Source organism: Taklimakanibacter deserti, assembly GCA_003574785.1.
In genome coordinates this window covers 214,823-228,607 of record QORU01000006.1, presented here as the reverse complement: position 1 = coordinate 228,607, position 13,785 = coordinate 214,823, and the positions used below count along the sequence as shown (strand labels likewise).

Annotated in this window: 10 protein-coding genes; 5 read left to right on the top strand and 5 right to left on the bottom strand. The window is 62.5% G+C overall.

What is annotated here, in order from left to right:
* Positions 1–4 precede the first annotated feature (4 nt).
* Positions 5–916, top strand: a complete 912-nt coding sequence (locus tag DS839_RS14430; RefSeq protein ID WP_119271049.1) for a LysR substrate-binding domain-containing protein — start codon at positions 5–7, stop codon at positions 914–916.
* Positions 917–952: 36 nt separating this feature from the next.
* On the opposite strand, the gene DS839_RS14425 is transcribed toward DS839_RS14430, so the two are convergent.
* Complete coding sequence (locus tag DS839_RS14425; RefSeq protein WP_119271048.1) at positions 953–1,519, bottom strand: DUF5681 domain-containing protein; 567 nt, start codon at positions 1,517–1,519, stop codon at positions 953–955.
* Positions 1,516–2,349: a ParB/Srx family N-terminal domain-containing protein gene (locus tag DS839_RS14420; RefSeq protein WP_368911644.1), complete on the bottom strand. Its 834-nt coding sequence runs from the start codon at positions 2,347–2,349 to the stop codon at positions 1,516–1,518. Before DS839_RS14420 ends, DS839_RS14425 begins: the two co-directional genes overlap by 4 nt.
* A gap of 368 nt (positions 2,350–2,717) precedes the next feature.
* Between DS839_RS14420 and DS839_RS14415 the strand changes: the two genes are divergently transcribed.
* The 3 genes from DS839_RS14415 to DS839_RS14405 all read left to right on the top strand — a co-directional run bounded on the left by DS839_RS14415 (position 2,718) and on the right by DS839_RS14405 (position 8,535).
* Entirely contained in the window at positions 2,718–3,905 is a 1,188-nt protein-coding gene (locus DS839_RS14415; protein ID WP_368911643.1) for a TIGR03032 family protein, read from the top strand.
* A 151-nt stretch (positions 3,906–4,056) separates the two neighbouring features.
* On the top strand, positions 4,057–7,944 hold the full coding sequence (locus DS839_RS14410; RefSeq protein WP_162918526.1) for an autotransporter outer membrane beta-barrel domain-containing protein: 3,888 nt from the start codon (positions 4,057–4,059) through the stop codon (positions 7,942–7,944).
* 213 nt (positions 7,945–8,157) lie between these two features.
* Positions 8,158–8,535 carry a Crp/Fnr family transcriptional regulator gene (locus tag DS839_RS14405; protein WP_162918525.1) on the top strand — a complete coding sequence of 126 codons (378 nt, stop codon included), beginning with the start codon at positions 8,158–8,160 and terminating at the stop codon, positions 8,533–8,535.
* A 16-nt stretch (positions 8,536–8,551) separates the two neighbouring features.
* Here DS839_RS14405 and DS839_RS14400 read toward each other — a convergent pair whose 3' ends face one another.
* The 3 genes from DS839_RS14400 to speB all read right to left on the bottom strand — a co-directional run bounded on the left by DS839_RS14400 (position 8,552) and on the right by speB (position 11,891).
* Positions 8,552–8,950 carry a Crp/Fnr family transcriptional regulator gene (locus DS839_RS14400; RefSeq protein WP_162918524.1) on the bottom strand — a complete coding sequence of 133 codons (399 nt, stop codon included), beginning with the start codon at positions 8,948–8,950 and terminating at the stop codon, positions 8,552–8,554.
* Between the two features lie 392 nt (positions 8,951–9,342).
* On the bottom strand, positions 9,343–10,686 hold the full coding sequence (locus DS839_RS14395; RefSeq protein ID WP_119271043.1) for an IS5 family transposase: 1,344 nt from the start codon (positions 10,684–10,686) through the stop codon (positions 9,343–9,345).
* A gap of 254 nt (positions 10,687–10,940) precedes the next feature.
* Positions 10,941–11,891: an agmatinase gene (gene speB / locus DS839_RS14390; protein ID WP_119271042.1), complete on the bottom strand. Its 951-nt coding sequence runs from the start codon at positions 11,889–11,891 to the stop codon at positions 10,941–10,943.
* A gap of 146 nt (positions 11,892–12,037) precedes the next feature.
* Between speB and DS839_RS14385 the strand changes: the two genes are divergently transcribed.
* Complete coding sequence (locus DS839_RS14385) at positions 12,038–13,696, top strand: AMP-binding protein (protein ID WP_119271041.1); 1,659 nt, start codon at positions 12,038–12,040, stop codon at positions 13,694–13,696.
* Positions 13,697–13,785 lie beyond the last annotated feature (89 nt).

Sequence of the window (13,785 nt, the reverse complement as noted above, 5' to 3'; positions counted from 1 at the left end):
ATAGATGACGCTCTCGATCAAGCAGGTCAGGTATTTCATCGCCGCCGCCGATGCCGGGCAAGTGAGCCAGGCGGCGATCGAGCTCAATGTCTCGCAATCGGCGGTCACCGCCGCGATCAAGCAGCTCGAGGACGATCTGGGCGTCCGCCTGTTCGACCGCCAGCCCTCGGGTGTGGCGCTTACCGCCGAGGGCACCCGCTTCCTGCAGCATGCGCGCATCATCATGGCGGCGGTGAACGAGGCGATGAGCGCGCCCTTGACCGCGGATACGGCGCATTCAGGCCATATCAGGGTCGGCGTCACCTATACGGTCGCGGGCTATTTCATGCCGCGCCATTATGCCCGCTTCCTGCGCAACTATCCGCGCATCTCGGTCGAACTGCGCGAATTGCCGCGCGAGGCGATCGAGAAGGGGCTCGTCGACCGCACCCTCGATATCGCGGTGATGCTGGTCTCGAACCTCGCCGACACGGCGCGCATCGCGTCGGAGACCCTGGTCAAGTCGCGGCGCCGGCTGTGGCTGCCGGTCGAGCATGCGCTCCTCACCAGCGAGAATGTGACGCTCGCCGATATCGCCCAGGAGCCTTATGTGATGCTGACCGTCGATGAGGCCATGCACACCGCCGGCAAATATTGGGCGAGGGCCGGACTCGAGCCGCGCATGATCGTGAAGACCTCGTCCGTCGAGGCGGTGCGCAGCATGGTCGCCGCCGGCATGGGCGTCACCGTCCTCTCCGACATGGTCTACCGGCCCTGGTCGCTCGAAGGCCAGCGCATCGAGACGCGCAATGTGATCGGCGACATCCCGACCATGGATGTCGGCCTCGCCTGGAACCGGGCGCTGCAGCAGGCGCCGGCGACGCGCGTGTTCCACGATTTCATGAGCATGACCTTCTCGGGCGCGTCGGCGATGTGAGGCTGGCCTCGCTGGAGACGGGCCAAGCACATCTGATCACGGATCTTCCTCGTTCTCCCTCTCCTTCGCACGCCGGTCCGTCCCTGGTTCCACGATGCGGATCGTGCCGTCGGCCGCGTCCACATGGATGTCGTCCGGATGCGGCACAGGGTCGGGATATTGGAGACCTGCCGCCTTGCGGCGCGCCAGCTCGTTCATCCATTTGATCTTGTAGTCGAGCAGGGCGTCGGCATATCGATCATGATGCGTCTCGTTCTGCTCCTCGACCATGCCCACCAGCCTGATGAGCAGCGCCTGGGCGTGGAGCTTGCCTTTGACCGCGGCGACGGCGAGCGCGCGCATGGCGGCCTGCACCATCGAGATGGTAAGCTTGCGGCCGTCCTCGTGAATCTCGATCGTGCGGTAGGCCTCCTCGAGAATGATGCGCTTCAGCCGCGCTTCATTGAGGGCCGGCAGCTTGTTGCGCCGGCCTTTGGGCTTGCCGCTCGGATTGCCCGACCGGCCCTTGGTGAAACGGTTGGCGGCCGGCGCCTTGCCAAAGCCGACCGCATAGCTCTCCGGTTTCGCATCTGCCGCGGGTTGGAGCATGTGATCGTCGCTCATCGGGAATCCTCCGGTCCGTCATGGCCATGCCCGGTCGGACGGCGGAGCCTTGTTGCAGGGGCCCTCGCATGGGCTTCCCAGCGCGCGAGCATGCGCTCGCATTTGGCGAGATCGGGCTCGGCGAGGACAATAAGCTTTTGCGCTCTATCGGCGGCGAGGAGGGTGTCCGTATTCCATTGGTTGGAGTGTGAGACATCATCGGCATGAGAGTCTCCCGGCGCCATGACGATCATCTGCTCTGTGCAGCCGCCAGGCCATCCTTCGAAGACGGGGCCATTGAGCTTCCGGCTGCATACGAGCCGATGCGGTCCCAATTGCCAGACGTCGCCGTGAGCGCAGCGCTTGACCCGGGGGATTTCGTCGTGCGTTTCGACCCGCGCGTGATTCTCGTCGTCTGCGCGATCGGAGCCCTCATCCGCCGAAGCCGTGCCGAAGAGCCCCTCCATCTCGCCGGTCGAGAAGCCGATGACGCCGACGTCGAAATCGATCTCCCGCACGCGGAAATGGCTGAGCTCCTGCGCCAGGAGCTTCCTGTCCCAGGTTGCATTGAGCGCGAGCTTGTTGTCGGCAATGACATAGGCCCGCTTCTCGGTCTCGCTCAGATGGTCGAGCCGGTGGCACGGCACTTCGGGCAGGCCCAGCGCGCACGCCGCCTGCGCCCGGCCGTGCCCGGCAAGGATGTGGCCCGCATCGTCGATGACGACCGGGCTTGTAAAGCCGAAGCGGCGAATGCTGTCGATGAGCTGCCGAATCTGCTTGCGCGAATGCCGGCGTGCGTTGCCCGGCCAGGGTTTCAGCGCCTGCGGCGGCAAGTGATCGATCTTGGGCAAGCGAATGCTCCGTCGTTGCGCCGGCCGAAGGAAGATCGGCCGGCAAGGGAGCATTCCTGTTATGTTCTTTTGGCCCGCGAAGGCAAGGGGAAAGTTGGGGGTGGTCGGCCGATGCGCAGCCGTGCTCGAAATTCCCTGCTGTGCACCGCAGCAAAATTATGTTAAAATACTGATATTATTGGCATTGTTTCAAAATTCCGGGACGCCGCCTGCGCTCGAAACGAGCCGTCGATTCCCTGAATTTCCCTGAATCCGCGAATCGTGTTGCGCCGCAAAGTCCGCAAAAGCCGTGGGGCCAAATGAATATTGATCGAAACGATCAAAGCGCTGTAGTCCTCACCCCAACGCGATTTTTCCGGTAGGCCATCTTGCATCAGCCCTCGACAATCCATCCCGAACCGGCGCCCGCCACCGAAAGCACGCCTGCACCGGAAGGAACCGCGCCCGCCGCCCAGGAAGCACCGAAGACCACCTATTCGATGTCGGGCGGCTTTCCGCGCCTGCTCGCCCGCCTCGATGTCTCGCTGGGCTTCACCTCCTACCAGTCCGGCAAGCTCTATCTGGTCGGCCGCAATCCCAAGAAAGGCGGGCTGATGGTGGACGAGCGGCTGTTCCCCAAGGCCATGGGCCTTGCCGCCGAGGGCCGCACCCTGGCGCTCGCCACGCTGTTTCAGATCCAGCGCTTCGAGAACGTCCTCGAGAAGGGGCAGTTCATCAATCACACGCAGGATGCCTGCTATGTGCCGCGCGTCACCTATACGACGGGCGTCCTCGACGCGCATGAGATCGGGCTCATGGCCGACGGGCGCATCGTCTTCGTCAACACCGCCTATAATTGCCTGGCCGTGCCCTCCGAGCGGCACAGTTTCTCAACCCTCTGGATGCCGCCGTTCATCTCGGGGCTCGTCGAGGAAGACCGCTGCCATTTGAACGGCCTTGCGATGGAAAAGGGACGGCCGCGCTATGTCACGGCGGTGTCGCGCTCCGACACGATCGACGGCTGGCGCGACCGGCGCGCCAATGGCGGCATCGTCGTCGATGTCGATACGGGCGAGATCGTCTGCACCGGCCTGTCGATGCCGCATTCGCCGCGCCTGGTGAACGGGCAATTGTGGGTGCTGAATTCCGGGACCGGGGAACTGGGCGAGATCGATCTTGCCAAGGGCGCGTTCCGCCCGCACACCTTCTGCCCCGGCTTCGTGCGCGGCCTCGCCATCCATGGCCGGCATGCTTTCGTCGGCCTGTCGAAGCCGCGCTACAAGCGCTTCGAAGGCCTCGCGCTCGATGATCGGCTGAAAGCGACGGACTCCGAGCCCTGGTGCGGCGTCCAGGTGATCGATCTCGACACCGGAACCTGCGTCGAATGGTTCCGCATCGATGGCGCTGTGGCCGAAATCTTCGACGTGGCGGTGCTGCCTGGAATCACTTGCCCCATGTCGCTCGGCTTCGCCTCGAACGAGATCAAGACGCTCATCACCTATGAGGGGCTTAAGCCGAGGAGCGCGGAGGCGACCGCCGGCGCTGCCCCGGAGCCGGCCGCAACAGCGCGTCCTTAGCTGTAATCCTGTGGTGCAAAGGCCACAGCTCGCACAAATCACCAGTCACGTCTCGCGGCGACAAATTCCGACCTGGCGGAAATTTTCATTGTATTTGCCGCTTAGTCAGGTCAGAATCGCTACGGGCGACGGTCCACGGGGGGCGAGGGGCATGGCAGGAAAGCTCAAGGGGATTGATCCGCAACCTGCGGGCGACCGCGCAATAAGCCTGAGCCTCCGCAGTCGACTGGCTTTGACGACCATTCTCGCCGTCGTGCCCTTCCTGGGCTATGGCCGCCAGGCCTATGCCATCTGCGATACTTCCGGCGCCCCGGACATCGTCTGCACCGGCACCATCACGGGCGACAATCTGAACTTCGACAATGCCGATGTGAACACTGTGGCGCCCTTCGAGGTCACCACCGATGGCCTCTACATCTCCGGCGACGGCCATATCCAGTTCACCGACTACAGCGCCTCGATCATCAACAACGACGGCGGCAATGGCCTCGATGTGAGATCGACGGGCAACTATAATGGCACCGATGGCGCGGTGACGATCATCACCAATGGCACGATCACCGGATCGACCAATGGTATCTTTGCGAACGTTAGCGAAGGCGGCAGCCTCTCGATCACCGCCTCCGGCCAGGTCACCGGCTACGGCGACGATGGCATACACGCCAATCTTAGCAGCACTGGCGATGATCTGACGGTCACCACCGACTCGGCAAGCGTGATCAGAGGCGGCGACTATGGCATCTATGCCAACAGTACCGGCGATGGCGATCTGACCGTCATCGCCAATGGCGAGGTTGCCGGCGAAACTGCAGACGGCATTTATGCGTGGAATGCTGGCGTCAACCTGACCGTGACCACGGGTGCCCAAAGCAACGTCTTGGGCGGAAACAATGGCATCTTTGCCACCAGTCGCGGCGAAGGTGACCTTGAGATCACTGCCGATGGCAACGTCACTGCCTATGGCGCGCTCGACGACGAGCTCAACGGAGGCGACGGCATTTTCGCTGAAAACGGCACTTCTTTCTTTGCCATTGGTGCCCAGAACCTGACGATAACCACCGGGACGGCAAGTGCCGTTACCGGCAATGGTGACGGCATCGACGCCCGCAACTACGGTGCAGGCGATCTCAGCATCGCGGCCGACGGCGAGGTCTCGGGGCAAACCCTGGATGGCATCAATGCATATAATTTCAGGAGTGGCGCGAACCTCGTCGTCACGGCGGGGGCGGGAAGCGCCATAACCGGCGGCGACGACGGCATCCAGGCGGTCAACCAGGGTAACGGCAATCTCGAAATCACCGTCGAGGGCAGCGTCACCGGCGAAAACGCCATCGGCATTTCCGCGATCAATTCCTACGGCTATGTCTACGACCCGGGAGACCCTGAGGGCCCGCCGATCGGCAAGAATCTCGGCATCGACCTCACCATCACGACGAGTGCGGCAAGTGTGGTGACGGGCGCAGGCGAGGGAATCCTGGCCAACAATCAGGGCACCGGCAATCTCAAGATCGATGTCTATGGCGAGGTCACGGGCGGCACCGCCGACGGGATTGAGGCGCGCAACGGCGAATATGCCGGCGACCTGACCATCACCACGGGCGTCGCGAGTACAGTTTCCGGCGGCGAGGATGGTATCGAAGCACGCAATTTCGGCACCGGCATTCTCAAGATCGAAGCCAATGGCAACGTCACTGGCAATGGCGGCGACGGCATCTTCGCACGCGCCCTTGACGGCGATGTCGAGGTGATGACGGGAGGGGGCTCAGCCGTCACTGGCTTCGATGGCAACGGCATCAGCGCCTATGCGGCCGTGAGCCCCAGTGCGCTTGTGGGCGGCGATGCCGTGGTGAAGACGCAAGGCGCCGTGTCCGGCACCCGCCACGGCATCGACGCCGAGGCGCTCGGCCCTGGCGGCACGGTCCTCATCGAAACCTCAGCTTCTGTCACCGGCGGTGCCAACGGCATAGACGCCGCGGCAAGCGCCAATGTCACGGTGAAGGCGGGCGGCGATGTCACCGGCATTGGGGAACACGGCATCAATGCGCATGCCGGTGAGGGGGATATCCTGGTGACGACGGCGGCCGGGACCATGATTACCGGCGACGGCAATGGCATAGTGGCCGCCATATCAGACAGCGGCAATATCGAGGTGAAGGCTGACAGCGCCGTGGCCGCGGGCTTGCGGGGCATCGATGCCTTTACGAATTCAGGCACGATAGATATCACCACAGGCGCGGGCGCGGTCAGCGCGACCGATCTCAACGGTATCGAGGCGACGGCCTCGGGCAATGTGACGATCACGACCGGCGGCGATGTCAGGGGCGGCCTCGCCGGCATCGATGCGACGAGCGCCTTGGGCGCCATTGATGACGCCATCAAGATCACCAATAACGGCACCGTGGCGAATCTTTCCGGCGAATCCACCGCTCTCGCCATCACGACATCTGGCGGCCTCACTGCAATCGACAACAATGGCACGCTGATCGGTACGGTCGCTCTCGCGGAATTCAACGATAGGCTCGGCAATGACGGGCTCTGGAACACCGCCGGCGGCAACAACGACTTCGGTGACGGCCACGATAGCCTCGCCAACACGGGCACACTGCGCGCCGCCGACGGCGGGGGCGACACGGAATTAACCCGGTTCAGCAGGCTCGAGAGCTTCAACAATTCCGGATTGGTCACCTTGGCCGACGGCAAGGAAGGCGACGAGCTGCATTTCGGCAGTTCAGCACTTGGGGATAGCGCAACGGACTATGTGGGTGAAGGCGGCGGCCTGGCGGTGGATGCCGTGCTGGGGCCAGCCGCGGCCGGCGGGCTTTCGGATACGCTGTGGGTCGCCGGCGATACCGGCGGTACGACCCGCGTCTCGGTCAATGTCGTCGATGCGACCGGCGCCAACACGCAAGGCATAAGGGTCGTCATTGCCGGCGGCAACACGACAGAGGAGGATTTCGATCTCGGCGGCCCGCTCAATGCCGGCTTCTACACTTGGGATCTCAGGCTGGATGACGGCGGCGAGACCATCCATGAGCTCTATACTTCCGGCATCGGCGTCGGCGCCTACGAATTCGCCGCTGGCATCTCGGGCGCGCAGCAGGTCTGGCAGCAGACCACGGGAACGATCATGCAGCGTCAGGCGGATCTGCGCGTGCTCTTCGAAGGCATGAGCGTGACGCCTGCCGCCGACTATGCCGAGCCGGTCGAGCCGACACCGCTTGCCAGGATCACGCCCGGCTTCTGGTTCAACGGAACGGGTGCCTATGTCGATCAGGACGACGAGGAAGACGGCTTCACGCTCGACCGCAAGCAGACGATCTGGGGCGGTCTGGCGGGCTTCGACTTCGGACATGAAAACGCCGGCTCGGCCTGGCTCTTCGGCGTGTTCGGCGGCTATCTGACATCGGACCTTGAATTCGACGAGACCAACACCGAATGGAATTATGAAGGCCCGACGGTCGGCGCCTATGTCACCTATCTCGACCATGCCTTCTATGCCGATCTGACGGTGAAGGCCGATTTCCTTGATATCGAGATCGATCCGCAGGACCTGGCGCCGGCCTCGGACGATGCCGACACCGATGCCACCAATGTGGGCGGCCGCATCGATACGGGATACAAATTCGGCGAGACCGTCTTCGTCGAGCCGCAGGCATCGTTCGCCGTGGTTCACACCGAGATCGATGATGTCGATATTTTCGGCGGCACTGTCGAGTTCGATGACGAGACGAGCGTGCGCGGCCGGCTGGGCCTGAGATTGGGCTTCGAGCATACGGACAGCACCGCCGTCATCTATTCGGGCGATGTGACGGCGAGCGTGTGGGAGGAATTCGCCGGCGACAATGGCGTCAGCATCACCGATCCTACTTTCGGGACATTCGATGCATCGGATGATGCGGGCGGCACGATCGGCGATGTGTCCTTGGGCTTCGGCATGGTGGCGTCCGAAGGCTGGTCGGGCTTCATCCGCGGCAATTATCAATTTGCCGAGGATTATGAAGCCGTCGCGGGCAATGCCGGGGTGAGATTCGCCTGGTAGGCGCAATCTGCTGAAATTTCCGGCAATCTCATGCGGCAATGTGACGGAAAAGACACGGCTTCGCGCAGAATCCATCTTACCCGGCGGAATCCATTTTGGTCGCCCCGGGCAAGTCGAATAGTGTTCTTGAACAGTTGAGCGGCGTCAGGCGCCGAGGCGAAGATGGGTCAGGTCTCATCCCTCGAGAGCGCACTGAAGGAGAGGAGAATGCCGATGGCCGAGAATTTTCTGGGGAGTGCCCGCAGCGGCGAGGAGATACGCCTCGATGCGGGACAGGTCCTGTTCACGAAGGGCGATGCCGGGCACGAGATCTATGTCGTGCGCTCCGGCGAGTTGCAGATTCTCGACGGCAACCGGGTGTTCGAGACGGTGGGCCCCGGCGGCATCGTGGGCGAGATGTCCCTCGTCGACAGCGGACCGCGCAGCGCCACGGTGCGGGCGAGTGCGGCAACCGAGGTGGTGCCTATGGATGAGCGGCGCTTCCTGTTCATGGTGCAGCAGACGCCGCATTTTGCGCTGCGGGTCATGCGCGTCATGAGCGCCCGCTTGCGGGCGATGAATGCACGTCTCACGGGAGTGGATCAGGCCTGAGCCTGAGAGCCAAAGCTCAGGCCGTCGCTTTTGCGGTCGTTCCCGGCATGGCTCTGGCCCGGTCGTTCATGGCGCGCAAACGCCCGCTCATGACTTTCATCACGCGAAGCGCGAAGTGCGGCGTCTGCTGCACCATGAACAGAAACCGCTTCTCGTCGAGCGGAATGACCCGGCTCGATGTCACGGCCCGCACCATGGCACTGCGCGGTCCGCCGTCGATCAACGCCATCTCCCCTACGATGCCGCCTTTGCCCACCGTTTCGAAGACATGATTGCCGTTGAGGATTTGCAGTTCGCCCGACTTGACGATAAAGAAGCTCTTTGCCGGCTCGCCCTGTTGGAACAGAACTTGCCCCGCATCGAGATCGATGGTTTCGGCATTGTCACCAAATAGACTCAGAAAGTCGTCCGGCATCGTCCGCTCCCCTTGCGCCAATCGGTCATTCTTGCGACAGATCGATGACAGCTTGATGACAATGCGCCTGCCCTTACGAACGAGGCTGAGCGGCAAATCTTCCAACTGTCATCAAACTTTCATAAAAGCCGCAAAAGCTGATCGTGCTCCCCAGTGGGAGGTTTCTCCCTCTTGTTGGACTCGGCTCGCCCCCGGACGCCAGACCGGTGTGGCGGGCCTGTTTTCTTTCGAACGAGATCAAGACCTGGATCACCTGCTATGGCGGTGGAATATTCCCTGCTCGAAGCCAGGAGCTATCTTCCCTAAAGCTTTGAGTTTCTTGTGTAACTCTTGGAAGGTCACTTGTCCCGACGCCCACAATTGAAAATAGTCGGCCGTGAACAATTCGATTTTCAAGTGAATGCGGATCGCGGATGAGGCAGTAGCGCCATCAGGAAAAGACACAAGAGACGCCTCAGCCAGTTGAGGAGGAGGCGGAAGTTGTAGCCGGCAGCAGCGAGGATGGCGTTGAGTGCGTCGCCTTGCTCATGGGCGAGATAATTGCGGCCCAAGCGATGCTCGCTCTTGAGGTGGCCGATGACCGGCTCGATCGCCGCCCGCCGTTTCAACTCGCGCTTGATGGCCGGCGTCATGCGCCGCTTCTGGCCTGAGGTGAAGACCTTGAACCTGTGGCTCAGCGGGGCATTGTGGCCGCGATATCCTGCATCGGCGAGAATGCGCTCGATGCCGTTGCCGATCATAGCTTCCATCTCGGGGATCACGCTCGCCAGTGTGTGGCCGTCATAGGGATTGCCGGGCAGCGCCTTGGCATGGAGCGCGAACTGGCCACCCTTCGAGCGCTTGAGCGTGGTGGCAATCGAGACCTTCACCCCGAACTCGTAAGGCGCATGTGCCTTGCCTTTGCCGATGCACTCCACTTCCGGAGCGTGCAGGCTGTAGATCTTGTTGCCCCGCTGCAGGCGGTTCTGCTCCAGAACCCGCAAGGACAAGTGTAGCGGGCGCAGGAAGATCGCCTTGAGGTCGTCTTCGCCGGCGATCTGGCGGGCAATGTCGCGGATTGTGCGCCCGAGATAGGTCTTGAGCTTGCGCAACGCCTTGCCAGCACGCTTGAACTGGTGCGCATGAGCATAGCGTTGGTACTTGATCAGGGCCAATTTGCCCACCCGCGTATAGGATTGCCGCAGATCGAGGCCGACCTTCCTGGCCAGCGACACCAGCTTCTCGCGCGCCCGATGGATCAGCTTGGCGTCGGTCGGGAACATCACGTTCTTCGGCTCAACCGTGGTGTCGACGATCACCCGGAGCGGGTCGGAGGGCTTCATCGCCCCCGTCTTCACCGCCACCGCCAGGCTCTCTTCGAGAAGCGCCCTGATCCGCTCCTCGCCCATCCGCTGGCGCCAGCGCGTCAGCGACGAGCGCTCGAAGGTGAGCTCGTGGCAGAAAAACTCCTCGCCACAAAAATACTGGAAATACGGGTTCTCCACCCAGCGCGCGCACAGCTCCTCGTCGGAGAGATCGAAGGTGTGCTTGAGGATCGCAAGCCCCGCCATCAGCCGGGTCGGTAGCGGCGGCATGCCGGGGCCGTCGCTGTAGACCTCCCCGCACCTCTCTTCGATGAAGCCCCATGAGACCGTCCTCGCCAGCCTCACCAGCTCGTGCTCCATGTTGATGATCTGGTCGAGCCGTGAGCGAAACAGATCCTGCTCACCCTTCTCGCGACGTTCTCGTGGCTTCATGCGCGATCCCTCGGGTCTTCCTTCATGCCGAGAGAATCACGCTTCGCTGAGTCGCGGAATCCCAAATCGAATTTGCAAGAAAAGTCCGCCTCGCATGCCACATTCTGGCAGATCCGAAGACCTCAATACCTGCAATCACTCAATCCAGTCAGAGACTTGGGAATAGTTCACGGGCGACAAAATACCCTGTATCTTCCCTGCATCCGTGAGACACATGGAAAATCGGGCTGGCGGCGCCGGGACAGCGCTCGAGTCTACCGCCGCTTCACGCCCGGCAGCACGCAGAGCATCTCGAACAGCAGATTGGCGCCGGTGAGCGCGGTATTGCCGCTCGGATCGTAAGGCGGCGACACTTCGACGAGATCGCAGCCGACGAGATCGAGGCCCCATGCGCCGCGGATGATCTCAAGCGCCTGGATGGTGGTGAGGCCGCCGATCTCGGGCGTGCCGGTGCCGGGCGCGAAAGCGGGATCGAGGCTGTCGATATCGAAGCTCAGATAGACCGGGCCCTTGCCCATTTGCTGGCGCACCTCGTCCATCAGCGGGCTCAAGGATTTGTGCCAGCATTCCTCGGCCTGGACCACGCGAAAACCCTGCTGGCGCGGCCAGTCGAAATCATCGGCCGCATAGCCCGTGGCCCTGAGCCCGATCTGGATGCAGCGCCTTGTGTCGAGCAGCTTGTCCTCGACCGCGCGGCGGAAGGGCGTGCCATGGGCGATCTTCTCGCCGAACATGCTCTCGTTGATGTCGGCATGGGCATCGACATGGATGAGACCGACGGGTCCGTATTTCTCGGCGATGGCGCGCAGGATCGGATAGGTCAGCGTATGATCGCCGCCGAGCGTCAGGGGCCTGCAGCCCTTGGCGATGATCGAGCGATAGGCGCCGGTGATGATGTCCATGCATTTGGGCAGATTGAACGTGTCGATCGCCACATCGCCGATATCGGCGACCATCAGGCTGTCGAAAGGAGCGGCCCGCGTCGCCATGTTATAGGGACGGATCAGGCAGGATTCGGCGCGGATCTGGCGCGGGCCATAGCGCGTGCCGGCGCGGTTCGAGGCACCGATATCCATGGGGATCCCGACGAAGCAGGCATCGAGCCCGTCGGTTCCCGTCTGCGTCGGCAGGCGCATCATGGTGGCCGGCCCGCCGAAACGCGGCATCTGGTTCCCGCCCAAAGGTTGGTTCAATGTTCGTGCCATGATGGTTCCCCTCGCAGACATTATTCGGGCCACAGGTGACACGCCGCCCGTGGTTAAGCAAGGGGTCCGCCGTCACCTAGACTTTCGGTCGGACTGGTTGAAACTTCAGCGATATTCCTATTTCCTCCTCACAGGAGGAGTGTGAATTGCCGAAGCTCACGCAAAGCTATGTGCATGGGGCGAGCAGCGTGCCGCTGATCGGCCAGACGCTGGGCGCGTTCTTCGACGAAGCAGTCCGACGCTGGGGCAAGTGCGACGCGCTGATCGTGCGCCACCAGCAGGTGCGCTGGACCTATGACGAGCTCAAGCGGAAGGTCGATGATTTTGCCGCGGGCCTCCTGGCGCTGGGACTTGAACCGGGCGACCGGGTCGGCATCTGGTCGCCCAACAATGCCGAATGGGTGGTGACGCAATTCGCCACCGCCAAGGCCGGGCTTATCCTGGTCAATATCAATCCGGCCTATCGCCTGGCCGAGGCCGATTACGCGCTGAACAAGGTCGAATGCAAGGCGCTCGTCACCGCGAGCCAGTTCAAGACCAGCGACTATGTCGGCATGCTGAACGAGCTCTCCTCCGGTAACCGCCTGCCGCATCTTAAGACCATCATCCGCATCGGCGGGGAGAGTGCGGGCATGCTCGGCTTTGCCGACGTGCCGGGCCGGGCGAAGCCCGAGCACCGCCAACGCCTCGCCGAGATCGCCCCGACGCTCCAATTCGATGACCCGATCAATATCCAGTTCACCAGCGGCACCACCGGCTATCCCAAGGGCGCGACGCTCACCCACCACAATATCCTGAACAACGGCTTCTTCATCGGCGAGACGATGCGGCTTTCGGAAAAGGACCGCATCTGCATCCCGGTGCCGCTCTATCACTGCTTCGGCATGGTGCTGGGCAACCTCGCCTGCATCACCCATGGCTCGGCCATGGTCTATCCGGGCGAGGGCTTCGATCCGCTTGCGGTGCTCGAGACCGTCGAGGCCGAGCGCTGCACCGGCCTCTATGGCGTGCCGACCATGTTCATCGCCGAGCTCGGCCATGCCGAGTTCAAGAAGTTCAATCTCGCGACCCTGCGCACCGGCATCATGGCGGGCTCGCCATGCCCGATCGAGGTGATGAAGCAGGTTGTCAAGGACATGCATATGGACGAGGTCACCATCTGCTACGGCATGACCGAGACCAGCCCGGTGAGCTTCCAGACATCGGCCGATGATCCCTTGGAGAAGCGCGTCGGCTCGGTCGGGCGCATCCATCCTCATGTCGAGGTCAAGGTCGTCGATGCGGACGGGCGCATCGTGCCCCCGGGCACGCCTGGCGAGCTCTGCACCCGGGGCTATTCGGTGATGCGCGGCTATTGGAACGATGAGGAGAAGACCCGCGAGGCGATCGACCAGGGCCGCTGGATGCATACGGGTGATCTCGCCACGATCGATGAAGAGGGTTATTGCAACATTGTCGGACGCATCAAGGACATGGTGATAAGGGGCGGGGAGAACATCTATCCGCGCGAGATCGAGGAGTTCCTCTACAAGCATCCGAAGGTCGCCGATGTGCAGGTGATCGGCGTGCCCGACAGGAAATATGGCGAGGAATTATGCGCCTGGATCAGGCTCAAGCCCGATCAGGCCTGCACGGATGAGGAAATACGCCAATTCTGCCAGGGACAGATCGCGCATTACAAGATTCCGCGCTATGTGAAGTTCGTCGATGCCTTCCCGATGACGGTGACCGGCAAGATCCAGAAATATCTGATGCGCGAACAGGCGCGCCGGGAGCTGGGCCTCGAGGAAGAGAAGACGGCATGATGGGATTGAGCGATGCACGTCAATCCTCCCTCCGCCGCCGAAGGCGGGGAGGGTGGCGCGCGGAACGCGCGACGGGTGGGGTGTTTCCG

What these genes read in the sequence shown, in the direction of transcription:
- DS839_RS14395 (WP_119271043.1), bottom strand. Translation starts at nt 10,686, where the DNA reads ATGAAGCCACGAGAACGTCGCGAGAAGGGTGAGCAGGATCTGTTTCGC.
- DS839_RS14430 (WP_119271049.1), top strand. Translation starts at nt 5, where the DNA reads ATGACGCTCTCGATCAAGCAGGTCAGGTATTTCATCGCCGCCGCCGAT.
- DS839_RS14410 (WP_162918526.1), top strand. Translation starts at nt 4,057, where the DNA reads ATGGCAGGAAAGCTCAAGGGGATTGATCCGCAACCTGCGGGCGACCGC.
- DS839_RS14400 (WP_162918524.1), bottom strand. Translation starts at nt 8,950, where the DNA reads ATGCCGGACGACTTTCTGAGTCTATTTGGTGACAATGCCGAAACCATC.
- DS839_RS14425 (WP_119271048.1), bottom strand. Translation starts at nt 1,519, where the DNA reads ATGAGCGACGATCACATGCTCCAACCCGCGGCAGATGCGAAACCGGAG.
- speB (WP_119271042.1), bottom strand. Translation starts at nt 11,891, where the DNA reads ATGGCACGAACATTGAACCAACCTTTGGGCGGGAACCAGATGCCGCGT.
- DS839_RS14405 (WP_162918525.1), top strand. Translation starts at nt 8,158, where the DNA reads ATGGCCGAGAATTTTCTGGGGAGTGCCCGCAGCGGCGAGGAGATACGC.